20 protein-coding genes are annotated in these 22,410 nt (G+C 72.4%); 9 read left to right on the top strand and 11 right to left on the bottom strand.

Annotation, left to right across the window (positions count from 1 at the left end; all coding sequences use genetic code 11):
• Positions 1-14: 14 nt before the first annotated feature.
• Positions 15-1,574 (bottom strand): glutamine-hydrolyzing GMP synthase, encoded by a 1,560-nt coding sequence (gene guaA / locus L2C96_RS41515; RefSeq protein WP_308191239.1) that lies wholly within the window; start codon positions 1,572-1,574, stop codon positions 15-17.
• A gap of 490 nt (positions 1,575-2,064) precedes the next feature.
• On the opposite strand from guaA, the gene L2C96_RS41510 reads away from it, so the two are divergent.
• Positions 2,065-2,454 (top strand): hypothetical protein, encoded by a 390-nt coding sequence (locus L2C96_RS41510; protein ID WP_237339991.1) that lies wholly within the window; start codon positions 2,065-2,067, stop codon positions 2,452-2,454.
• A 79-nt stretch (positions 2,455-2,533) separates the two neighbouring features.
• Complete coding sequence (locus L2C96_RS41505) at positions 2,534-3,979, top strand: aldehyde dehydrogenase family protein (protein ID WP_237339990.1); 1,446 nt, start codon at positions 2,534-2,536, stop codon at positions 3,977-3,979.
• On the opposite strand, the gene L2C96_RS41500 is transcribed toward L2C96_RS41505, so the two are convergent.
• Positions 3,951-5,684, bottom strand: coding sequence for an FAD-dependent oxidoreductase (locus tag L2C96_RS41500; protein WP_027936170.1), 1,734 nt, complete (start codon positions 5,682-5,684; stop codon positions 3,951-3,953). The two genes, L2C96_RS41505 and L2C96_RS41500, sit on opposite strands and share 29 nt — an antisense overlap.
• A gap of 143 nt (positions 5,685-5,827) precedes the next feature.
• On the opposite strand from L2C96_RS41500, the gene L2C96_RS41495 reads away from it, so the two are divergent.
• The 3 genes from L2C96_RS41495 to L2C96_RS41485 are packed head-to-tail and all read left to right on the top strand — an operon-like array spanning position 5,828 to position 10,781.
• Positions 5,828-8,440, top strand: a complete 2,613-nt coding sequence (locus tag L2C96_RS41495; protein WP_237339989.1) for an HAD family hydrolase — start codon at positions 5,828-5,830, stop codon at positions 8,438-8,440.
• A complete protein-coding gene (locus L2C96_RS41490) occupies positions 8,437-9,432 on the top strand; it encodes a class I SAM-dependent methyltransferase (RefSeq protein WP_237339988.1) in 996 nt (331 codons plus the stop codon). Before L2C96_RS41495 ends, L2C96_RS41490 begins: the two co-directional genes overlap by 4 nt.
• Positions 9,429-10,781 (top strand): glucosyltransferase, encoded by a 1,353-nt coding sequence (locus L2C96_RS41485; RefSeq protein ID WP_237339987.1) that lies wholly within the window; start codon positions 9,429-9,431, stop codon positions 10,779-10,781. Before L2C96_RS41490 ends, L2C96_RS41485 begins: the two co-directional genes overlap by 4 nt.
• A 1-nt stretch (position 10,782) precedes the next feature.
• Here the strand turns inward: L2C96_RS41485 and L2C96_RS41480 are convergent, their stop codons facing one another.
• Positions 10,783-11,100, bottom strand: a complete 318-nt coding sequence (locus L2C96_RS41480; protein ID WP_020420043.1) for an ArsR/SmtB family transcription factor — start codon at positions 11,098-11,100, stop codon at positions 10,783-10,785.
• Between the two features lie 114 nt (positions 11,101-11,214).
• Here L2C96_RS41480 and L2C96_RS41475 point away from each other — a divergent pair, with 114 nt between their 5' ends.
• Positions 11,215-11,970 (top strand): hypothetical protein, encoded by a 756-nt coding sequence (locus L2C96_RS41475; RefSeq protein ID WP_237339986.1) that lies wholly within the window; start codon positions 11,215-11,217, stop codon positions 11,968-11,970.
• Positions 11,971-12,629: 659 nt separating this feature from the next.
• On the opposite strand, the gene L2C96_RS41470 is transcribed toward L2C96_RS41475, so the two are convergent.
• Both L2C96_RS41470 and guaB read right to left on the bottom strand, forming a co-directional pair.
• Positions 12,630-13,763: a GuaB3 family IMP dehydrogenase-related protein gene (locus tag L2C96_RS41470; protein WP_020420041.1), complete on the bottom strand. Its 1,134-nt coding sequence runs from the start codon at positions 13,761-13,763 to the stop codon at positions 12,630-12,632.
• Between the two features lie 75 nt (positions 13,764-13,838).
• A complete protein-coding gene (guaB, locus tag L2C96_RS41465; protein WP_020420040.1) occupies positions 13,839-15,341 on the bottom strand; it encodes an IMP dehydrogenase in 1,503 nt (500 codons plus the stop codon).
• 173 nt (positions 15,342-15,514) lie between these two features.
• Between guaB and L2C96_RS41460 the strand changes: the two genes are divergently transcribed.
• Positions 15,515-15,904, top strand: a complete 390-nt coding sequence (locus L2C96_RS41460; protein ID WP_017986689.1) for a DUF5319 domain-containing protein — start codon at positions 15,515-15,517, stop codon at positions 15,902-15,904.
• Positions 15,905-16,019: 115 nt separating this feature from the next.
• Here the strand turns inward: L2C96_RS41460 and L2C96_RS41455 are convergent, their stop codons facing one another.
• From L2C96_RS41455 to L2C96_RS41435, 5 genes are all read right to left on the bottom strand, one after another.
• Entirely contained in the window at positions 16,020-16,946 is a 927-nt protein-coding gene (locus L2C96_RS41455) for an anti-sigma-D factor RsdA (RefSeq protein WP_237339985.1), read from the bottom strand.
• Positions 16,947-17,519, bottom strand: a complete 573-nt coding sequence (locus L2C96_RS41450) for a sigma-70 family RNA polymerase sigma factor (RefSeq protein ID WP_026153775.1) — start codon at positions 17,517-17,519, stop codon at positions 16,947-16,949.
• A gap of 252 nt (positions 17,520-17,771) precedes the next feature.
• The gene (locus L2C96_RS41445) at positions 17,772-18,368 is read right to left on the bottom strand and encodes a response regulator transcription factor (protein ID WP_017986686.1); all 597 of its coding nucleotides are present in this window, start codon (positions 18,366-18,368) and stop codon (positions 17,772-17,774) included.
• A gap of 141 nt (positions 18,369-18,509) precedes the next feature.
• Positions 18,510-19,355 (bottom strand): hypothetical protein, encoded by an 846-nt coding sequence (locus L2C96_RS41440; protein ID WP_237339984.1) that lies wholly within the window; start codon positions 19,353-19,355, stop codon positions 18,510-18,512.
• A gap of 1 nt (position 19,356) precedes the next feature.
• Entirely contained in the window at positions 19,357-20,256 is a 900-nt protein-coding gene (locus tag L2C96_RS41435) for a MerR family transcriptional regulator (RefSeq protein WP_020420035.1), read from the bottom strand.
• Between the two features lie 274 nt (positions 20,257-20,530).
• Between L2C96_RS41435 and L2C96_RS41430 the strand changes: the two genes are divergently transcribed.
• Positions 20,531-20,833, top strand: a complete 303-nt coding sequence (locus L2C96_RS41430; RefSeq protein WP_017986683.1) for a WhiB family transcriptional regulator — start codon at positions 20,531-20,533, stop codon at positions 20,831-20,833.
• A gap of 40 nt (positions 20,834-20,873) precedes the next feature.
• On the opposite strand, the gene L2C96_RS41425 is transcribed toward L2C96_RS41430, so the two are convergent.
• Entirely contained in the window at positions 20,874-21,482 is a 609-nt protein-coding gene (locus tag L2C96_RS41425) for a TetR/AcrR family transcriptional regulator (protein WP_027936168.1), read from the bottom strand.
• A gap of 74 nt (positions 21,483-21,556) precedes the next feature.
• Here L2C96_RS41425 and L2C96_RS41420 point away from each other — a divergent pair, with 74 nt between their 5' ends.
• A complete protein-coding gene (locus tag L2C96_RS41420) occupies positions 21,557-22,297 on the top strand; it encodes an SDR family NAD(P)-dependent oxidoreductase (RefSeq protein ID WP_237339983.1) in 741 nt (246 codons plus the stop codon).
• Positions 22,298-22,410: the final 113 nt, after the last annotated feature.

Here is a 22,410-nt window from a genome sequence, read left to right as displayed (position 1 = left end):
AGGTCAGGTCCGGATCACTCCCACTCGATGGTGCCCGGCGGCTTGCTGGTCACGTCCAGCACGACCCGGTTGACCTCGGCGACCTCGTTGGTGATGCGGGTGGAGATGCGCTCCAGCACGTCGTAGGGCAGGCGGGTCCAGTCGGCCGTCATGGCGTCCTCGCTGGACACCGGGCGCAGCACCACGGGGTGGCCGTAGGTGCGGCCGTCGCCCTGGACGCCGACGCTGCGGACGTCCGCGAGCAGCACCACCGGGCATTGCCAGATGTCGCGGTCCAGGCCGGCCGCGGTCAGCTCCTCGCGGGCGATCGCGTCGGCGGCGCGCAGCGTCTCCAGCCGGTCCGCGGTGACCTCGCCGATGATCCGGATACCGAGGCCAGGGCCGGGGAACGGCTGCCGGTGCACGATCGTCTCCGGCAGGCCCAGCTCCAGCCCGACGCGGCGGACCTCGTCCTTGAACAGCAGCCGCAGCGGCTCGACCAGCTCGAACTGCAGGTCGTCCGGCAGGCCGCCGACGTTGTGGTGGCTCTTGATGTTGGCCGCGCCGGTGCCGCCGCCGGACTCGACGACGTCCGGGTACAGGGTGCCCTGGACGAGGAAGCGGTAGTCGCCCTGCGCCTTGAGGTCGCGCTCGGCCTGCTCGAACACGCGGATGAACTCGCGGCCGATGATCTTGCGCTTCTGCTCCGGGTCGGTGACGCCGGCCAGGGCGCCGAGGAAGCGCTCGCGGGCGTCCACGGTCACCAGGTTCACCCCGGTGGCGGCGACGAAGTCGCGCTCGACCTGGGCGCGTTCGCCGCGGCGCAGCAGGCCGTGGTCGACGAAGACGCAGGTGAGCCGGTCGCCGATGGCGCGCTGGACCAGCGCGGCGGCGACGGCGGAGTCGACCCCGCCGGACAGGCCGCAGATCGCGCGGCCGTCCTCGCCGATCTGCTCGCGGATGCGGGTGACCTGCTCCTCGACGATCGAGGCCGTGGTCCACTGCGGCTTGATGCCCGCGATGTCGTGCAGGAAGCGGCGCAGGACCTCCTGGCCGTGCGGCGAGTGCAGGACCTCGGGGTGGTACTGGACGCCGGCGATGCGGTCGTCGACGTTCTCGTAGGCGGCGACCGGGGCGCCCTCGGAGGTCGCGGTGACCTTCGCGCCGGCAGGCGGCTTGGTGACGCTGTCGCCGTGGCTCATCCACACCTGGTGCCGCTCGGGCAGCTCGCGGTGCAGGATGCCGCCGTCGGCCGGGATGTGCACCTCGGTGCGGCCGTACTCGCGGTTGCCGGTGGCCTCCACGGTGCCGCCGAGCGCCTGGGCGAGGACCTGGAAGCCGTAGCAGATGCCGAAGATCGGGACGCCGGACTTGGCGAGCTCGGGGTCCATGCCCGGCGCGTCCGGCGAGTAGGCGCTGGCGGGGCCGCCGGACAGGACGATCGCCGAGGGGTTCTTCGCGAGGATCTCGTCGCGCGTGGCGGTGTGCGGCACCACCTCGGAGTAGACCTGCGCCTCGCGGACACGGCGGGCGATCAGCTGCGCGTACTGCGCGCCGAAGTCGACGACGAGCACCGGACCGCTCGGATTGGACACCGGACCTCCATCAGGACGACGTGTGTCTTCCATCGTCCCAGGTGGGCTGGGTCACGTGCGCCCGGGGACGTGGTAACGACGAAGGCCCCGGACGCGTGGCCCGGGGCCTGTCTGACGTGTGGGTGGCCGGCACGGCGGTCGCCTCTCGGCGAAAGGTCCGAACAGGGCTCCGGCTCGCACCGGTGTTCCCTGACGGCGATATTGGTGAGGCCCGGGGGACACGGACCGCACCGACCACTCGCTACAACACGGGCGGGCACTGCGGAATTCCCGCCCCGCTCCCCCTGCGAACCGCGGGGAAAGCTGGGTGGCCGGCACGGCGGTCGCCTCTCGGCGAAAGGTCCGAACAGGGCTCCGGCTCGCACCGGTGTTCCCTGACGGCGATATAGGTGAGGCCCGGGGGACACGGACCGCACCGACCAGCTCGTACAACAGGGGCGGTGCGCCGCGTATTCCGTAACGCACCGCTCGCCGCACACGATCTTGGGGCGTGGCCGACCCCGCCGAGAGTGACCTCCGGCCCGTCCTGCGGGGGTGCCTGGGTGGGCTGGCCTGGGGGACGCTGCACATCGCCCTCGGGATCGCCTGGCTCCTGGCGAGCGAACAGGCCGTGGGCTGGTACCTCACCGCTTGCGGCGCCGACCACCTCGAACCCTCAGCGGGGATGGGCCTCCTGATCATCATGGTTCCGAAGCTGATCCTGTTCGCGGGCTACTCCGCCGCGGCCTGCTCGATCCTCGTGTGGGTCACCCGGCGATGGACGTCCCGAAGCCTCGCCCTGGTGGCCGCCCTCGCCGGGGCGGCCTTGCTCACCTGGGGCTTCTGGCTCTGGGAGATCAACTGGGTCGTCCGGCCCAGCCTGGAGAACCCGTCCTGCTGAGATCACCCGATCGGGGCGATGCTCGCGGCGCGCGTGGAACGTGAAACCACCTTTCGTGCGGCGCTCTAAGTTTGTCGGCATGGACACCATCACGCCGGAACCGCGGCCGGCTTGGATCGCCGGCCGGGCGGAGCAGGGGACGGCCACCCTGGACGTGCACCACCCCTTCGACGGCAGCGACGTGGCGACCGTCGCCGTGCCGGGGCCGGATCAGGTCGAGCGTGCGGTGGCCGCCGCGGTCGCCGTCGCGCCGTCGCTTCGCCGGACACCGGCCCACGTCCGGGCCGCCGCCCTCGATCACACCTCCAGGCAACTCGCCGCGCGCGCCGAGGAGCTCGCCGAACTCATCACCGCCGAGAACGGCAAACCCCTGAAGTGGGCGGAAGCCGAGGTGCGCCGCGCGGTCTCGGTCTTCCGCATCGCCGCCGAGGAGGCCCGCCGCTTCTCCGGCGACCTCCAGCGCCTGGACACCGACGCCGCCGGCGAGAACCGCCTCGCCATGGTCCGCCGTGTGCCCCGCGGCCCGGTCCTCGGCATCGCGCCGTTCAACTTCCCGCTCAACCTCGTCGCCCACAAGGTCGCCCCCGCGCTGGCCGTCGGCGCGCCGATCATCGTCAAGCCCGCCCCGCGCACCCCGCTGTCCGCGCTGGTCCTCGGCGAGATCCTGGCCGAGACCGACCTCCCGGAGGGCGCGTTCTCGGTGCTCCCGCTCGGCAACGAGGACACCGCGAAACTGGTCGCCGACCCGCGCCTGCCGGTCGTGTCGTTCACCGGCTCCGGCCCGGTTGGCTGGTCCCTGGCCGACGCCGCGCCACGCAAGCACGTCGTCCTGGAGCTGGGCGGCAACGCGGCCGCGGTCGTGCTCGGCGACTGGACGGACCTGACCGGCGCCGCGCAGCGCATCGCGACCTTCGGCAACTACCAGGCCGGCCAGTCGTGCATCGCGGTGCAGCGGGTCATCGTCGAGCGCTCGGTGGCCGACGAGTTCATCCCCGCGCTCGCCGAAGCCATCGCCGCGCAGCGGACCGGCGATCCGTACGACTCAAGCGTGGACGTCGGCCCGGTCGTCGACGAGGCGGCCGCGGAGCGGATCGTCGCCTGGGTCGACGAGGCCGTCGCCGCGGGCGCGAAGCTGCTGGCAGGCGGTTCGCGCCAGGGCGCGACCGTCGAACCGACGCTGCTCACCAGCGTGCCCGCCGAGACGAAGGCGTGGTCCGAGGAGATCTTCGGCCCGGTCCTCGCCGTGTCCGTGGTCGAGAACGCCGACGAGGCCTTCGCCGCGGTCAACGCCTCCGCCTACGGGCTGCAGGCCGGCGTCTTCACCCGCGACGTCCGCCTCGCGTTCCGCGCCTCCGCCGAGCTCGAGGTCGGCGGCGTGATCATCGGCGACGTGCCGTCCTACCGCGCGGACCAGATGCCCTACGGCGGCGTGAAGGGCTCCGGGGTGGGCCGCGAAGGCGTGCTCGCCGCCATGCACGACCTCACCGAGGAGCGGGTCACCGTGTTCGCCGGGATCGACCTGTAGACACCAGCGGCAGTCGGAGGGCGGCCGGCGCGTCGGCCGGGACCGCCGGGTTCTTCGGCGGGACCGGCTTGATCCGCCGGTAGCCCTTCGACTGCTCCGGCCGCTTGTCGGCCTCGCCCTTGTTGGGCCAGAACGAAAACGCCCGCTCGGCCTGGGCGGTGATGGTCAGCGACGGGTTCACGCCCAGGTTCGCCGTGATCGCCGTGCCGTCCACGATGGACAGTCCGGGGTAGCCGAACACGCGGTGGTACGGGTCGATCACGCCGTCCTCGGCGCTGGTGCCGATCGGCGCGCCGCCGATGAAGTGCGCGGTGAGCGGGATGTCGAACACCTCTCCCCAGGTGCCGCCCGCGGTGCCGTCGATGTGCTTCGCGGTCAGCTCGTTGGCCTGGTGCCCGGCCGGGATGAACGTCGGGTTCGGCTCGCCGTGCCCCTGCTTGGACGTGTACTTGCGCCGCCCGAACAGGCCCCGCCTGGTGTAGGTGGTGATCGAGTTGTCCAGGCTCTGCATCACCAGCAGGATCACGGTCCGCTCGCTCCACCGGTAGCCGTTGAGCAGCTTCGCGCTCTGCACCGGGTGCTTGACCAGGAACCGCACCGCCTGCAGCCAGCGCGGCGTCGGCACCGACCCGTCGGTCGCGATCGTCTGCAGCAGGCTCATCGCGTTGCTGCCCTTGCCGTAGCGCACCGGCTCGATGTGCGTCGACTCGTCGGGGTGGAACGACGACGTGATCGCCACGCCGCGGCTGAAGTCGCGCTCCGGGTCCACGGTGGGGCGGCCCGCGCCGATGATGGCCTCGGAGTTGGTGCGGGTCAGCTCGCCCAGCCGCGGCGACAGGCGGGGCAGCGTGCCCTGGTCGCGCATCTCGTGCAGCAGCCGCTGCGTGCCCCAGGTGCCCGCGGCGAGCACGACCTGGCCCGCGGTGAGCGTGGTGCGGAACCGCTTCGACCTGGTGCCGGTCTTGCGGACGTCGACCTCGAACGAGCCGTCCCCGCGCGGGCGGACCGCGGTGACCGTGGTGAGCGGGATGACCTGCGCGCCGCCCTGTTCGGCGAGGTAGAGGTAGTTCTTGACCAGCGTGTTCTTCGCGCCGACGCGGCAGCCGGTCATGCACGAGCCGCATTCGGTGCAGCCCGTCCGCTCCGGCCCGGCCCCGCCGAAGTACGGGTCCGGCACGCGCTCGCCCGGCTTGTCGAAGAACACTCCGACCGGCGTCGGGTGGTAGCTGTCGGCGACGCCCATGTCGGCGGCGACCTTCTGGATGACCTCGTCCGACGGCGTGACGCTCGGGTTCGTGACCACCCCGAGCATCCGGCTCGCCTGGTCGTAGTACGGCGCGAGCTCGGACTCCCAGTCGGTGATGTGCGCCCACTGCTTGTCCTGGTAGAACGGCTTGAGCGGCCGGTACAGCGTGTTGGCGTACACCAGCGACCCGCCGCCGACACCCGCGCCGGCCAGGATCATCACGTCGCGGAGCAGGTGGATCCGCTGGATGCCGAAGCAGCCGAGCGCGGGCGCCCACAGGTAGCGCTTGAGGTCCCAGGACGTCTTGGCGAACTCGTCGTCGGCGAACCGTCGGCCCGCCTCGACGACGGCCACCCGGTAGCCCTTTTCGGTCAGCCGGAGCGCGGCGACGCTGCCGCCGAACCCCGATCCGACCACGATGACGTCATAGTCAGCCGCATTGCTGTTACGCGTGGTCACAGGTAAAGCGTAACCACCACCACAGGGTTCTGACCAGTAGTAAGTTACCGATCAGTTCGGGCAACCTCTTCGCCGCGCGTAACGTATTTCCCCCATCGGAGTGATTATCGTTGTAAATCACATCACACATCTGGGGAGATGACTTGTCGTTGCCGCCTTCGCTCGCCCGGGTCCGCCGGCTGATCACCGACGGCTCCTGCGCGGTGCTGTCGCTGGATGTCTTCGACACCATCCTGTGGCGGCGCACGCCCAGGCCCACCGACGTGTTCGCCGTGCTGGGGGCGCGGCTCGTGCGAGACGGCCGGTGCCCGGACTGGGTCACGCCCGCCGCGTTCCGGCGTATGCGGATCGTCGCCGAACAGCGGGCGCGCCGGAGCGAGGAGGCGCTGGGCACCGAGGTGTCGCTGTTCGACATCTGGCAGCACATGCCGCTGCGGATCTTCGGCGCCGAGCTGCCCGAGCTGGTCCGCGCCGAGGTGACCTGCGAGCGCGACTTCACGGTGCCCGACCTGGACATCGCCGAACTGGTCGAACTGGCCGCGAAGCACCACGTGCCGACCGTGCTGGTGTCGGACACCTACTTCACCGAGGAACACCTCGCCGAGCTGCTCGACCGGCCGGGGCTGGGCGCGCTGCGCGAGGCCCGGGTCTTCCGCTCGCACCAGCACGGGCTCGACAAGGCGTCCGGGCTGTGGGAGATCGTCCTGGACAACCTCGGCGTGCACCCCGAGCAGGTCGTGCACATCGGGGACAACGCGGGCGCCGACATCGAGGTGCCGCGGGAGCTGGGCGTCCGGACCGTCTACTACGAGCGGCTCGACGAGGAGTTCCTCGCGGTGCTGGAGCGGGAGCGCGAGCCGCTCGGCCTGGAGGACCCGCTCGGCGAGCACCTCGACACCGACCAGGGCGACTACGGCATCACCAGCCTGCGCGCGAAGACGCTCCAGCGGGTGGACCAGGCGGCCCAGACCCCGGTCCGCACGGCCTGGCGGTACGGCGCGTCGGTGCTCGGCCCCGTGCTGACCGGATTCGCCGAGTGGGTCGCGCTGCGCGCCCACCAGTCCGGGATCCCGGTGCTGTGGTGCCCGATGCGCGAGGGCACCCTGCTCTCCGCGCTGATCAACAACGCCGCGCAGGCCCGCGGCTGGAACGTCGAGGCGCGGCCGGTCTGGCTGTCCCGGCACGTCACCTCGCTGGCCGCGCTCGACCCGGCCGACCCGGACTCGCTGCGCCAGTTCATCCAGCAGCGCCACGGGCTCACCGTCCGCCAGCTGATGCAGGCCCTGCACCTGCGCCCCGGTGACGTGCCGCCGCTGGCCGAGGCGCTGGACACGGTCCTGGACAACGACCGGGAGATCGACCTGGTCACCGACGTGCTCACCGAAACCGCCCACCTGCGCAACCGGCTGGCCGTCACGGTCACCCGCATCCGCGAGCGCGTGCTGGGCGAGCTGCGCCGGGCCGGGATGCTCGACGTGCCCGAGCCCGCGCTGGTCGACCTGGGCTGGGGCGGGACCATCCAGTACTACCTGGGCAGGCTGACCGACGTGGCCGGCGCCGGGGTCCGCCCGGCCGGCTTCTACCTCGCGACCGACGACCGGTCGGTGCGCGTGTACCGGGCCGGGCTGCGCATCGAGAGCTACCTCAGCCAGGGCGGGCAGCCGCCCGAGATCGCCCGGACCATCAGCCGCAGCCCCGAGGTGCTGGAGCAGTCGGTCAACGACTTCTGCGGCTCGCTGCTGGACTTCGCCGACGACGGCTCCCCCGTGCTCGGCCCGGCCTCCGACGGCGAGGCCCAGCTGGCGCAGCGGCGCGCGGTCCAGGACGGCATCCGCGAGTTCCAGGCCCAGTGGTACCGCTACGCCGACGGCGGCTGGCCGGACCTGACCGGCACCGCGCGGCACCGGCTGGCGAACATCCTGGTGTCCGCGCTGAAGGCGCCGACGGCCGCCGAAGCCGCGGTGTTCGGCAACTGGGCGCACGAGGACAACTTCGGGTCCGCGCTGATCACCCGGGTCGTGCCGGAGGACCTGCTGCCCGCGATCCCCTACCTCTCTCCCGCCGACCTGGCCGATCTGGAGATGCGCGACGCGTTCTGGCCGGCCCTGCTCGCGGCCTCGGACACCCGGCTGGCCGCGGGCGCCCGCGCGCTGGCGGAAAGACAGGTGGACGCGGACCTGTTCGAGCCGTCCGACGATCCGGCCGAGACCCGGCTGAGCTTCCGCACCGGCGACGGCGAATGGCACGACGGCCCGCGCCGCCGGGTGCGGATCAACCACAACGGGCTTTCGTTCGCACGCCTGGACTTCCGCTCCGCCGACGTCACCGACGTGGCTCTCGCGGTGCCGGGGCGGCCCGCGCTGGTGCGGATCGACTGGGTCGAGGTGAAGGCGATCGTGCCCGGCCAGAGCGTGCCGCGGGTCGAGCGCTGGGAACACCCCGCCGACTTCGCCGGGCTGATCCACGCCGCGTGCCGGTGGCTGGGCGGCACCCTGTTCGAGTTCGAGGCCGACGAGGGCGCGGTGTGGTTCCCGGTCGCCGCCCGCTTCGGCGCGCCGGTGACGTCCGGGCAGGTGACGATCGCCTTCGCGGTGCTGCCGAAGTCCCGGACCGGGCTCGGCGCCCACCCGCCGTCAGCGCCCCGGCTGACCCGGATGCGCAGCCGGGTGCGTGAGGAGATCCGCACGCACGGACCGGTCGGCCTGGCCACGTCGGCGGCGCGCATCGCCGTGCGGCAGCTGCGGAGCGGCAAGTGAACGACTACGGCACCCGCACCGACCCGCACGCCCAGGCACACGCGGCCCGCCAGACGCCCCTGCTGCTGCACTCGCTGTCCTGCTTCCGGGAGGTCTTCGAGGTCGTCTACGCGCACCGCCCGATCTCCACGGTGGTCGAGGTCGGCGTCGAGTCCGGGCAGGTCAGCGGCATCTACACCGAACTCGGCGCACGCGCGGTGTACTGCGTCGACCCGGCCCCGACCGAATCGCTGCGCGCGGCGATCGCCGGGAACCCGGCGCTGCACCTGGTCGAGGAACGCTCGCCGGACGTGCTACCCGACCTCCCCGTGGCGGACCTCTACGTCCTGGACGGCGACCACAACTACGCGACCGTGCGCGCCGAGCTGGCCTGGGTGCTGGCGAACGCGCCGGACGCGGTCACGGTGCTGCACGACGTGCTGTGGCCGTGCTCGCGGCGGGACCAGTACTACCTGCCGTCCCGGCTGCGCCCCGAGGACCGGCATCCGTCCAGTTCGGAGGGTCCGACCGTGTGGCACGACGAGCTGACCCGAGCCGGTTTCGTCGGCCTCGGGGCGTTCACGTGCGCGCAGGAGGCGGGCGGCGAACGCAACGGCGTGCTCACCGCGGTCGAGGACGCGCTGACCGAGGGCTGGCAGCTCGCGATCATCCCGGCGATCTTCGGCGTCGGCGTGGTGACCCGGGACGAGGCGCTGCTCGACGCGCTGCGGCCGTACCGCGACTCGCGGCTCCTCTACACCTTGGAGAACAACCGCATCGCCCTCTACACCCGGTTGCTGCAGCTGCAGTTCGACGCGGTGGCGCACGCGGAGAACGCGGACGCGATGGCGGAGACGATCGCCGGCCAGCGGCGTGAGCTCGACCGGCTCGCGACGGAGGCCGCGGACCTGCGGTCCGAGGCCGACGAGCTGCGCAGGCAGAACGAACGGCTGCGGGCGCAGCTCGACGAGCGTCCCGCGACGCTGGCCGACCGCGTCCTGCGACGCCAGTGAACCGGACCCGCACCGCGACGGTCGCGGCGAGCGTGGCCTGGGTGCTGGCGGCGACCTGGCTGCAGCTCATGCGGGGGCCCGGGCTGCGTGCCTACGACGTGGTGTGGGCGGAGGACGGCGGTGTCTTCCTGAACCAGGCGATGCGGCATTCCTTGTGGCACAACCTGGTCACGCCGCACGCCGGGTACCTGCAGGTGGTCGCGAAGCTGGTGGTGGAGCCGGTCGCGGCGCTGCCGCCGGCGTGGGCGGCGGCAGCGCTGGCCACGGGAGCGGCGCTGATGGTCGCGTTGATCTCGCTGCTGGTGTGGTTCCACAGTGGACGGATTTTGCGGTCCACGTGGGCACGGGTGCTGGTGACGGCGATCGTGCCGCTGCTGCCGCAGGCCGGGTTCGAGGTGAACGCGGCGGTCAACGACCTGCACTGGTACCTGGCCTACGCGGCGTTCTGGGTGCTGCTCGCGCCACCGCGGTCGGTGGCCGGGCAGGTGGGTTCGGCGGCGGTGGTGGCGCTCGCGGCGCTGTCCGATCCGCTGACCGCGCTCGTGCTGCCGGCCGCGATCGTCGGGATCGTGCGGTCGCCGCGGCGGCTGCTCGCGTGCGTCGCGCCCGCGGTGATGCTGGTGGCGCTGGCCGTGCAGGGCTGGGTGCACCTGACCCGCGCGGCCGGGTACCGGGCGAGCGAGACGGTGCTGGGCGAGCTGCCGTCGATCTACGGGCTGCGGGTGCTGGTGAGCGCGCTGACCGGGGACCGGTTGCTGGGCCCGGTGTACCAGTGGGCCGGGCTGGTGCTGGTCGCTGTCGTCGGTGCGGTGGCGGCGGTGGTGGCGGGTGTGCTGCTGTGGCGCGCCGATCGGGTGGCGCGGCAGGTCGCGGCGGTCGGTCTGGTGTGCTCGGTGGCGTACCTGGTGGTGCCGGTCGGGTTGCGCGGCACGGGCGGGTTCCTGGAGCGCGCGGAGTTCTCGCTGAACGGGTCGCGCTACACGATCGTGCCGCTGCTGTTGTTGTGGGTCGCGGTGGCGGCGCTGCTGGACCGGCTGCGGCCGCGGACGGTCGTCGGCGGGGCGGTCGCGGTGTTCCTCGGCGTGCAGGTGCTGAGCGACTGGGCGGCTCCGAGCGTGCGCACGGGCGGTCCGTCGTGGCGTGCTTCGGTGGCGGAGGCGCGGGCTGCCTGTGCGGCGCCCGTCCGTCCCCCGCAGCCGGTTCCGCTGGTGGCCGAGGAGGACGGCCGCTACGCCGTGCCGATCGTCCCCGGCCCCGACGAGGTCACGATCGTCGTCGCGCCGGTGCCGCCGCCCGGCGAGCCGCTGCTGTTCGCGGTGGTGGCGCCGTGCGCGGTTTTGCGGGGCTGACTCACTCGGCGTTGGCGAGCACCGCGTCCACGAGGCCGGGGAACTTCTGCTCCAGCTCGGCGGTGCGCAGCGTGTTCATGCGCTGCCTGCCCTCGTCGTACTGGCGGATCAGGCCGCCCTTGCGCAGGGCCCGGAAGTGGTGGCTGAGCGTCGAAGCCGCGACCGGCAGGCCGAAGGTGCCGCAGGGGCGGTCGCCCTCGGCCTGGAGCAGGCGGATGATCGCCCGCCGGGTGGGGTCGGCGAGCGCGTGCAGCACGTCGTCGACGGTGATCTCGTCGAGCTCCGGGTGCGCGATGCCGGACCAGCGGCCGAGTGGCACGGTCTCGTCCTCCTGAAGGTGCTCTCAGCTCTCTTCGACACTTAACGAAGACTCTACTGCTCCGGAGGACTATTCGAGACACGTCGAAAACAGACAGACTGGGAGGAACCGATCATGCGTGCACGCCTGCTCACCGGACTGGCCGCCGCCGCCCTCGCGTTCACCATCGCGCCGGCCGCCGCTGCCGAAACCCACCCGCACCCCACGCCCTACGGCCCGCAGCGGCCGTACGAGCCCGACGTGGCCGGGCCGGTGAACATCGACACCGGCACGGTGGTGTATGCCCCGGACGGCGGTTCGCGGTTCGGCGTGACCATCACGTTCGACGCCCAGCGCTCGACGACGACCGGCGTGGAGCCGGCCGCCCCGCGCGAGTTCGTGTTCCTGTTCGACCGGTCGGTGCGCTTCAGCCCGCACCTGTTCCCGACGTGCGACCGGTCGGTGATCGAGACCCAGGGCGCGGCGGCCTGCCCGGACGGCTCCCAGGTCGGCTCCGGGCGGGCGGAGTTCCACCGCGGCGGGGCGGGCGAGGTGCTGGTGTTCAACACGACGTTCGACCACGGCAGGCGTGGCGTGCTGATCCACATCCCGGTCAGCGGGGCCATCCTGGAGAACACGCTGGAACGCGTGGTGGGCGACTACCGCGAGGACTACGGCTGGGGGCTGAACGAGATCGTGCCGCTGAACGACACGCCGCCGCAGGACCGGCCGAGCACGTCGGCGTTCGCCGTGACGTTCGGCGCGGTCCACAACGGACACAGCTTCGTGCAGAGCTACGCGAAGCCGGGGTCCGCCTTGGCGGCCGGCGTGTGGAGCGAGTACGTGACCGGCCAGACGACGCTCGTGGAGGGCACGCTGACGCGACCCTGACCCGCGCCCGGTTCGCCGAGCCTTCCCAGCGGCAGCGGGCAGCGGCACGCGCGGGCCGAACCAGCGGCCGCACCGAGGCACCCGCAAACACCGCGACGCACAGCCTCAGGCGCACCGCGGAGAACCCGCTCCACCCCGCATGCAGTGCCGAGGCCCGCGGTGTCTCCTCTGCCGCACCGGGGCCGCGGCATGCGGGAGCCGAGCCGCCGGCAGCCGCACCGAGCTCCGGCGCGAAACGCCCGCGACGCGTGGTGCCAGGCCCGCGCCGAGGCGAACCCGCTCCATCCCGCATGCAGCCCCGCCGCCCGCCGAGCCTTCTCAGCCGCAGCGGGGCCGCGGCAGGCGGGCGCCGAGCCAGCAGCGTCAGCCGCGCACCAAGAGACCCACCCGGCTCCACCCCGCATGTAGTGCCGCGGCCGGCGTGGCGGGACCGCGGCAGGCGAGCGCCGGACCAGCGAGCGTCAGCCGCGCACCGAGAGGCCCACCCGGCTCCATCCCGCATGTAGTGCCGCGACCCAGCGTGGCGGGGCGGCGGCAGGCGGGCGCCGGACCAGCGAGCGTCAGCCGCGCACCAAGAGACCCACCCGGCTCCACCCCGCATGTAGTGCCGCGGCCCAGCGTGGCGGGACCGCGGCAGGCGAGCGCCGGACCAGCGAGCGTCAGCCGCGCACCGAGAGGCCTACCCGCTGGAACTCCTTGAGGTCCGAGTAGCCCGTCTTGGCCATCGCCCTGCGGAGGGCTCCGAACAGGTTGATCGAACCCTCCGCGTCGGACGACGGGCCGAACAACAGCGTCTTCAAGTCCACCTCGATGTCCGGCCCGGCCGCGACCCGCGAGCGCGGCAGGTTCGGGTGCGCCGCCGCCGCGGTCCAGTACAGGCCGTGGCCGGGCGCCTCGGACGCCGCGGCCAGCGGGGCGCCCACCACCACGGCGTCGGCGCCGCACGCGATCGCCTTCGCGATGTCGCCCGAGCTGGTCATCCCGCCGTCCGCCAGCACGTGCACGTACCGGCCGCCGGTCTCGTCGAGGTAGTCGCGCCGGGCGGCCGCCGCGTCGATGATCGCCGTCGCCATCGGCACGCCGATGCCCAGCACGCGGTCGGTGCTCGTCACACCCGGGGTGTAGCCGTGGCCGACGATCACGCCCGCCGCGCCCGTGCGCATCAGGTGCATCGCGGTGCGGTAGTCGGACACGCCACCGGCGATCACCGGCACGTCCAGGCCACCGATGAAGTCCTTGAGGTCCAGCGGGTCGGCGTCGTCGTGGGCGACGTGCTCCGCGGAGATGATCGTGCCCTGCACGACCAGGATCTCGACCCCGGCCGCGATCAGGTGCGGCGTCAGCTCGGCCGCGCGCTGCGGGCTCACCCGCGCCGCGACCGTGACGCCGGACTCGCGCACCCGGCGGATCGCCTCGGTCAGCAGCTCCGGCTGCACGGGCGCGGAGTGCAGCTCCTGCAGGGTGCGGACCAGCGCGGTGCGGTCCTCGTCCTTCGCGGCGTCCACCACGCGGAGCAGCGCCTGCTCGGCGTTGGCGTGCCGGGCCCACAGGCCCTCGGCGTTCAGCACGCCCAGCCCGCCCAGCTTGCCGATCTCCACGGCCGTGTCCGGCGACACCACCGCGTCCGTCGGGTGGGTGACCAGCGGGATGTCGAACCGGTAGGCGTCGATCTGCCACGCGGTGGACACGATCGCCGACGACCGGGTCCGCCGGGACGGGACGATCTCCACGTCATCGAGGTCGTACGCCCGCCGCGCGGTGCGTCCCATGCCGATCTCGACCAGATCGCGCACGTCAGGTCCCTTCTCGCCGCCAGTAGTTGACGGCCCATTGTCGCTAGGCCATCGGTGTGACCCGCGCGCAGGGGGTCACCGAGAGGTGTAGTTGGGCGCCTCGACCGTCATCGTGACGTCGTGCGGGTGGCTCTCCTTGAGGCCCGCGGCGGTGATCCGCACCAGCTGCGCCTTCTGCAGCTGCTCGATCGTCTCCGCGCCCGCGTAGCCCATGCCCGAGCGCAGCCCGCCGACGAGCTGGTGCACGACGTTGGCCAGCGGCCCGCGGAACGCGATGCGGCCCTCGATGCCCTCCGGCACCAGCTTGTCCTCGCTCAGCACGTCGTCCTGCGAGTAGCGGTCCTTCGAGTACGACTTGCGCCCGTCCCGCGACTGCATCGCGCCCAGCGACCCCATGCCGCGGTAGGTCTTGAACTGCTTGCCGTTGACCAGGATCAGGTCGCCCGGCGACTCGGCGGTGCCTGCCAGCAGGCTGCCCAGCATCACGGTGGACGCGCCGGCCGTGATGGCCTTGGCGATGTCACCCGAGTACTGGATACCGCCGTCGCCGATCACCGGCACCCCGGCCGGGCGGCACGCCTTGTCGGCCTCGTAGATCGCGGAGATCTGCGGCACGCCGACGCCGGCGACGATGCGGGTGGTGCAGATCGACCCGGGGCCGACGCCCACCTTCACCGCGTCCGCGCCCGCGTCGACCAGGGCCTGCGCGCCGGCCCGGGTGGCGACGTTCCCGCCGACGACGTCGACCGTGTCGCCCAGCTCCTTCTTCAGCGTGGCGACCATGTCGATGACCGCGCGCGAGTGGCCGTGCGCGGTGTCGACCATCAGGACGTCCACACCCGCGTCGGCGAGCGCCATCGCGCGCTGGTGACCCGCCGCGCCGACGCCGACCGCCGCACCGACGACCAGGCGGCCGTCCGGGTCCTTGGTGGCGTGCGGGTACTGCTCGGTCTTGACGAAGTCCTTGACGGTGATCAACCCGCGCAACTTGCCGGCGCCGTCGACGATCGGCAGCTTCTCGATCTTGTGGCGACGGAGCAGGCCGAGCGCCGCGTCCGCGGTGACGCCGACCTGCGCGGTGATCAGGTTCTCCTTGGTCATCACCTCGCTGACCGGGCGGCTGTGGTCCAGCTCGAACCGCATGTCGCGGTTGGTGATGATGCCCACCAGCGTGCCGGAGGCGTCCGTGACCGGGAGGCCGGAGATGCGGAAGCGGGCGCACAGGGCGTCGACCTCGGCGAGCGTGTCGTCGGGCGAGCAGGTGACCGGGTCGGTGACCATGCCCGCCTCGGACCGCTTGACGACCTCGACCGCCGCGGCCTGCTCCTCGATCGGCAGGTTGCGGTGCAGGACGCCCATGCCGCCCTGGCGAGCCATGCTGATCGCCATGCGGGCCTCGGTGACGGTGTCCATCGCCGCGGAGACCAGCGGGATGCGCAGGGTGATGTTGCGGGACAGCCGGGTCGACGTGTCGACGTTGCTGGGCACGACGTCCGACTCGGCCGGCAGCAGCAGCACGTCGTCGAAGGTCAACCCGAGCATCGCGAACTTGTCTTCCGGGGCGAACTCGCTCGTCATGGGGGTGGCTGACCTTCCTGGCAGTGGCGGGTGAACCTTCCGTCGATGGTATCTGGCCCCCGTCCCGGCGACCGCCGGACTGGGGCCAGACGTGACCGGGGAAACTCGCCCCTGTTTGGAGGGACTGAAAGGCCCTGGACAAGCAACCCGGTCGGGCAGGTACGGTGCGACGCGTGCCGCACGAAGTGTTGCCCCCCGACCCGTTCGCCGACGACCCGGACGACCCCGCCCGGGAGCTCGCCGGCATCGGGGACGACGAGCTGGCCGAACCGATGGACGCGCAGGCGCGCGCCGAGTTGCTGGCGGACCTGTCGGACCTCGCGGTCTACCAGGCGCTGCTGGAGCCCCGCGGAGTCCGCGGGATCGTGGTCGATTGCGGTGAGTGCGATCAACCGCACTTCCACGACTGGCACCTGCTGCGCGCGAGCCTCGAGCAGTTGCTCGCGGACGGGCGGATGCGCCCGCACGAGCCGGCCTTCGACCCCAACCCGGCTGACTACGTGAGCTGGGACTACTGCCGCGGTTTCGCGGACGGGATCACGACCACCGAAAGCGCCTACTGACTGTTCCCACGAGAAGGCCCGGCCGCGGGAGGCCGGGCCTTCGTCATGTCCTGGGCAGGACGCGGAAACGAAAGAAGACCCGGCCGCTCCCGGCCGGGTCTTCTCACAAGACGGATCAGTTCGAGCTGGTGCCGGTGTCCACACCGGCAGGCGCCTGGCCTGCTCCCGAGTCCGGCGTGTCGTAGCGCACCGTGTTGCCCGAGGTGCCGTCGCCGGGCGGCGTCGTGCTGCTCTCGGTCGTCGGGGGCGGGGACGTCGTGCTGCTCGTCGACGGGGTCGGCGTCGTGGTCTGCTGCGGGCTCGTCGTGGTCGACGAGGACGGCGACTTCGTCGAGCTCGGCGGCGGCAGCGCGGCCGAGGTCGGCAGCGAGGTCGGCGAGTTCGGCGTGGTGGTGGTCGAGTCCGGCAGCATCGAGGCGAGCTGCTGGTGCTCCGCCATCAGCTGGCTGAGGTTCTCCTCCTCGGTGACCTGGCTCAGCTTCGCGGCGGCCTCGGCGAGCGCCTGCTGCGCCTCGGCGATGCGGCCCTGCGAGAGGGCGATGCTGGCCTGCTGCAGATCGATGCGGGCCGCGGAGGCGGCCTCGACCGACCGCGCGTGGTCGGCGTAGAGCACCTTGGTCAGGCCCCACAGCGTGTCGCCGGGCTGCGCGTCCCGCGCGGCGATGCTGGTGCCGGTGAACCCGATGGCGAGAACGGCCGCGGCCGTGGCGACCGGCACGAGCAGGCGGCGTCGGCGCGCCCGCTGCCCGTGGCGGCGGGCCAGCGCGGCCGTCTTGATCGTGGTGACGGCGGTGTCGGTGTCGATGAGCTCGGCGAGCGGCTCGCTGTCGATGTCCCGTCGCCAGGACAGCAGCAGGGCGTTGAGTTCCTGGTCACCCAGGTCGTCGGCGATGCCGGGGTCGGAACCGCCGAGCGAGTCCAGCAGACCGTCGTCCGCGCGGATCGCGGTGAGGTCCGCCTCGAACTCCGCCCGCGAGGAACTCAGGGTCGACTCGAACTCGAGCTCGTCGAGCTCACGTCTGACGTCTTCGCGATCGGTCACTCAGGCCACCTCCTCGGACGCCAGCGCCTTGCGGAGCCGGGCCAGCGCGCGGTGCTGCGCGACGCGGACTGCGCCTGGCGTCGAGCCGACCGCTTCCGCGGTCTCCTCGGCGGACAGGCCCACGACCACGCGCAGCACGACGATCTCCCGCTGCTTGTCCGGCAGAACCCGGAGCAGCTGTGCCATGCGCTCGTTCAACTCCCCCTGCAAGGCGCGCTGTTCCGGCCCGATGTCGCCCTCGATCTCGTCGGGGATCTCGGCGACGGGCTCGGCCCGGTTGCGCGCGGCGGCCCGATGCGCGTCGGCCACCTTGTGCTGGGCGATGCCGTACACAAAGGCCAGGAACGGGCGCCCTTGGTCACGGTACGAAGGCAACGCCGTGAGCACTGCTAGACACACCTCCTGGGCAACGTCGTCTGCCGAGGCGAACGACCGCTCCTGTCGTCCGACCCGGGCACGGCAATACCGCACCACCAGGGGACGGATAGCGGCCAGCAGCCGCTCCACCGCCTGGGGATCCCCCTCGACAGCGGCGGCGACTGGCTCATCCAGCCCGTCCCCCACATTGGCCATCGCAGACAACAGTCCCAGCGTTACGTGTAGGCGTGCAAAATTAACGGCGCGGCAATCCCCACATCGCTCACACCGGTGAGGCCTACGGTACCTGGCGACGCCGGTGTCGCGTATGCGTGGTCGGCTCTACAGCCGCGCCGGCCTCGCCGAACCGAGGCCGCCCAGTATCGCACGGATGTGGTTCGCAGGGGGCGATCGAGCGAAGCGGCGCGCGGAAACACGAAAATTTCTCGCGGAATCCGCGCGTCCGCGTCAGGAGACCAGACCCCGGCGGAAGCCGTGCGCCACGGCCTGTGCACGGTCCCGCACACCGAGCTTCCGGAACAGCCGGCGGGCGTGGGTCTTCACGGTGTCCTCGGAGAGGTACAGCTCACGGCCGATCTGGCCGTTGCTCTTGCCCTGGCTCATGCCGCGCAGGACCTGCAGCTCGCGCTCGGTGAGCTGCACGCCGGGGTCGGCGGGCTGGCGCGGCGCCGGCACCGAGGTGCTGGCGAGCGTGTGCGCGAGTGCGGCGACCAGCTCCGGCCGGGACGCGTCCCAGCGCAGGTAGCCGCGGGCCCCGCCGGCGATGGCGGCGGCGATGCTGCCGGCGTCGTCCGGCGCGCCGAAGACGATCACGTTGGCCTGAGGGTTGGCGGACACCAGCCGCCGAGTCGCCTCCACCCCGGCCGGCATCGCGCGCTGGGTGCCGACGAGCACGACGTCGACCGGCTGCCGCGAGTACCGGGCCAGCAACTCGTCACCGTGCGCTACACAGTCGATGCGACTGACACCGGGGACAGCAGACATCACGCGGGTGAGCCCTTCGCGGACACTGCGTCGGTCGTCGCAGATCAAGACCGTCGTCACGGGTGTTCCTTCCTGCAGCCGGGTGACATTCCATATCCCCTATCGGACGCTTGAGGCCGTACCTTGACACGATCCGGTGGCTTTTTTTGGAACTTCTTCGCCCGGATGTCGGTATGGCCGGCGGGAGCCCCGCACCCGGGGTCAGACCGGTACCCACGGTGAACCATGCGCCAGCCGCCTCCCTCCGGGGTCGGAGCTCAGTAACACTGCGTATAACACCGCGGCCGTTCGCGATCGGTGGCGGTCCGCGTCGGCGGGCCACAGATCGGCCGCGATCAGCCCGGCGGGCCAGCTGAGCGAGGACAGTTCGTACTTGTCCGCGTCCGCGAGCGCGCCCGAGACGAGCTCCCCGGCTCTTCGCTTCTGCCCGATGGTGCCCAGCGCCGCGGCGAGCACCAGCTGGGACTTGACGGTGTGCCGGATCGACCCGGCAGCCGTCGCCTCGTCGAGGGCGGCCTCAGCGGGCGCGACCGCGGCCGGCGCGTCACCCGAGGCGAGCGCGAGTTCCGCGGTGACCCAGCCGAGCCGGGTCCGGGTGCGCCAGCTGTCCACCGCGCCCGCGGCCCGGTCCAGGAGGCGCCGCGAGGCGGTGAGCCGCCCGGTGCCGAGGTGGTCGGCGGCCAGCCCGAGGAGCGCGTCCGCGAGCGCGCCGCGGGCGTCCAGGCCGTCCGGGTCCGGATCCGAGGGAGACGCTGCGGCCGTGGCGGCCCGGCGGAGCGCGGCGCCGTCGAGCCCGCGGGCGACGGCGTGGCCGCCGAGCTGCCTGCGGTGCGAGGCGAGGGTGGCCAGCGCCAGCGCGGCGACCACCGGGTCCCGGTCGCGGGCGAGGCCGTCGAGCAGGGTGGTGGCGGCCGCGTACCGGCCCTGGGCGCCGAGCACGATCGCGCCGAGCAGGCGCCGCTTGGGCGGGCCCGCGGCGGCGAGCACGTCCGGCGGCGGCGCCGGCCGGTCGCCGAAGGCCGCTCGTCGGAGTTCGATCTCGTGCACGTTACTTCCCTACCAGGACGTACTCGATGCGGTCAGCCGCCGTCCTCAGTCCGGACAGCCGTTCGACGCGATCCGGCAGCTCCGGGGCGCGCCAGCCGGGGCCGGCGGCGAACAGGCGGCTGCGCAGCCCGCCGCGGGACACCTCGGGGAACAGCTCCGGGTCGGCGTTGCCCGCGCGGTCGGCCCACAGCACCACGGCCGCGGGCGAGCTGCGCCGGACGGCCGCGGACAACGCGGGGCCGGGCAGCGGCAGCCCGAACAGCTGCGAGCCGATGCGCCGCGCGGCCAGGCCCGCGGCCAGCACGTGCAGCGGCAGGCCGTCCTGTTCGTCCGGGACCCGGCTGAGCAGCACCGGGCGCTGGTTGCGCGGGTGGTCGAGCACCGGAGTCGCGCGCACGACGGCGGCCAGCACGCACTCGCTCAGCATGGCCTGCACCTCGACCCCGGCCGGGGTGCCGGGCCAGCCGGCCCCGCAGGCGTCGAGGACCGGGGCGATCACGCCCTCCCACGCGTCGAGGACGCCGGCGCTGCCGATCGCGTCGTCGAGGGTCTGCTGCACCGCGCGGCCGTCGAGCGCGACCGCGGCGGCGCGCAACCGGCGGGCGGCGGCGCCGTTCTGCGCGGCGCTGACCTGCTCGGCCGGCGGCGGCAGCGGCTGGGCGGCGATCTCCGGGGCGGCGCCGAACGACTTCGGCATCTGCTGGAGCGCGTAGCGGGCGGCCTCCGCGGTCGAGGCGCCGCGCAGCAGCGCGCGCTGCATCAGTTCGAGGCGGCCGATGTCGGCGGCGCAGTAGCGGCGGTGCTTGCCGCCGGTGTGCCTGCTCGGGCCGAGGCCGTAACGGCGATCCCAGGTGCGCAGTGTCGAGGGCGCGACCCCGAGCCGCCGGGCGACGGCGGCCACGGGCATCGTCGGCTCGGCCTGACCGGCACCCCTGGGACGGCTCACCCGACCCAATATCCCGGTACCACTCGAACGGGGCAACCTGAATCGGTTTCGTTATTTCCCCTGTTTACGGCCCTGATCTCACGCATCCGGGGGAAACCTAACGGCTGAATCAGCGGGATTCCCTTGAACAACTATTGGCGCGCTTCTAACGTTACCGCCGTTGCGCCATTCGGAGTAATCGCCGGGCGGCTAAGCAGGGGTGGCACGACCGAATCGGAGGGCGGTCACGATGGCAGACACGCGCAGGCTCCCGGGCCCGAACGCCGATATCTGGGATTGGCAGCTGCGGGGGTCGTGCAGGGGGATGGACAGCGGCGCGTTCTTCCACCCGGACGGCGAGCGCGGGCCGGCGCGAGCGCGCCGCGAGGCCCGCGCGAAGGCGATCTGCCAGTCCTGCCCGGTCCTGCAACTGTGCCGGGAGCACGCGCTCGCGGTGCACGAGCCGTACGGGATCTGGGGCGGGCTGTCGGAAGCCGAGCGGGAGACGATCATCCGCACCGGGAAACCGCAGCTGACCCTTTCCGGCCAGTAGCCGGAACGGAAAAAGCGGACGGCACCCGGGTGAACGCCCGTCAGCCGGGTGCCGTCTTTTTTCCCAGAAATCGCGGCCACACGGTCATCGCCGTGTCGATGACCGCTTCCAGGTCCGCGAGTTCGGCGCCATCTCGCGCCTGAATCGACATCCCGTGCAGAATCGTGCCGTAGAACCGGACGATTCCCTCGACGTCGGCGTCTTCGGGCAGGTCCCCTTCCGCTACCGCGCGTCGCAACCGCGCGGCCACGCCGATCAGGTTGTTCCGCCGTTTGGCCGCGAGGAATTCGCGGACCGGCCGGTTCTGCTCCGTGCAGTTGAGCGCGGCCAGCACGACCATGCACCCACGCGGGTGACCCGCCTCGACGTACCCGCGGGCGCTCTCCCGCAACCAGGCCTCGACGGCGTCACGCGCGGTCTCCCCCTCCGGCGGCCGTTGCCCGAACCGCTCCCCGTAGCGCTCGATCGCCTCCCGGAACAACGCCTCCTTCCCGCCGAAGGCCGCGTACAGGCTGGGTGAGCCGATCTTCATGGCGGCGGTCAGGTCGGACAGCGACGTGCCCTCGTAGCCGCGCTCCCAGAAGACGTACATCGCCTCGTCCAGGGCCGCGTCCCGGTCGAAGGTCCTCGGACGCCCGCGTGGTGACATGGTTCGCATTCTATAGCGGTCGGCACAGAAGTCGCTCTAACTTCTGTGCCGATCACTACAGAAATGGAGGACCCATGGGTTCGCTGGACGGCAAGGTCGCACTCGTCACCGGGGGCAGCAGGGGCATCGGGGCGGCGATCGCCCGGAAGCTGGCGGCGGACGGGGCGCACGTCGCGGTCACCTACGAGAAGTCCGCCTCGCGAGCGACCGAGGTGGTGGCCTCGATCGAGGGCCTCGGCCGGAAGGGGCTGGCGCTGCAGGCCGACAGCGCGGACGCCGAGGCACTGACCGCGGCGGTGGACCAGGCGGCCGAAGCGCTGGGCGGGCTGGACGTGCTGGTCAACAACGCCGGGATCTTCCCGCGCGGGACGGTCGACGAGATGAGCCTCGCCGACTTCGACCGGACGCTGGCCGTCAACGTGCGGGCCGTGTTCGTCGCGACCCAGGCCGCGGTGCGGCACCTGCCGGCCGGTGGCCGGGTCATCACGATCGGCAGCACGCTCGGCGAGCGGGTGGCGCGGCCGGGGATGAGCGCTTATGCGGCGTCGAAGGCCGCCGTGGTGGGGATGAGCCGGGCGTTCGCGCGGGACCTGGGGGAACGCGGGATCACCTCGGTGGTGGTTCAGCCGGGGCCGACCGACACGGACATGAACCCGGCGGACGGGCCGCGCGCGGCGAACTCTCTCGCGCTGTCCACTGTTGGGCGGCACGCTTCGCCGGAGGATCTCGCCGCGACTGTTGCGCATGTCGCTGGGGCGGCTGGGGCGTTCATCACCGGGTCGGTGATCACTGTCGATGGTGGGGTCAATGCTTGAGGTTTTGTAGCCGCTACGCGGGTTTCTACTGCGCCGGCTTCGCTTCGCTACGCCCCGGTTGAGCCCTCCCGAACCCGATCTTTCAGTGTTCGGTTGCCGAGACACCGCGTCAA

This window comes from Amycolatopsis tucumanensis (assembly GCF_021654135.1).
In the GTDB taxonomy this organism is placed as follows: domain Bacteria; phylum Actinomycetota; class Actinomycetes; order Mycobacteriales; family Pseudonocardiaceae; genus Amycolatopsis_E; species Amycolatopsis_E tucumanensis.
The sequence above is the reverse complement of the archived record's forward strand: the minus strand, read 5'-3'. Positions and strand labels throughout refer to the sequence as shown.

Bases quoted from the DNA above. Each gene is read 5' to 3' on its own strand.
- L2C96_RS41505 (WP_237339990.1), top strand. From the start codon at position 2,534: ATGGACACCATCACGCCGGAACCGCGGCCGGCTTGGATCGCCGGCCGG.
- L2C96_RS41475 (WP_237339986.1), top strand. From the start codon at position 11,215: ATGCGTGCACGCCTGCTCACCGGACTGGCCGCCGCCGCCCTCGCGTTC.
- guaB (WP_020420040.1), bottom strand. From the start codon at position 15,341: ATGACGAGCGAGTTCGCCCCGGAAGACAAGTTCGCGATGCTCGGGTTG.
- L2C96_RS41450 (WP_026153775.1), bottom strand. From the start codon at position 17,519: ATGGCCAATGTGGGGGACGGGCTGGATGAGCCAGTCGCCGCCGCTGTC.
- L2C96_RS41430 (WP_017986683.1), top strand. From the start codon at position 20,531: ATGGCAGACACGCGCAGGCTCCCGGGCCCGAACGCCGATATCTGGGAT.
- L2C96_RS41425 (WP_027936168.1), bottom strand. From the start codon at position 21,482: ATGTCACCACGCGGGCGTCCGAGGACCTTCGACCGGGACGCGGCCCTG.
- L2C96_RS41420 (WP_237339983.1), top strand. From the start codon at position 21,557: ATGGGTTCGCTGGACGGCAAGGTCGCACTCGTCACCGGGGGCAGCAGG.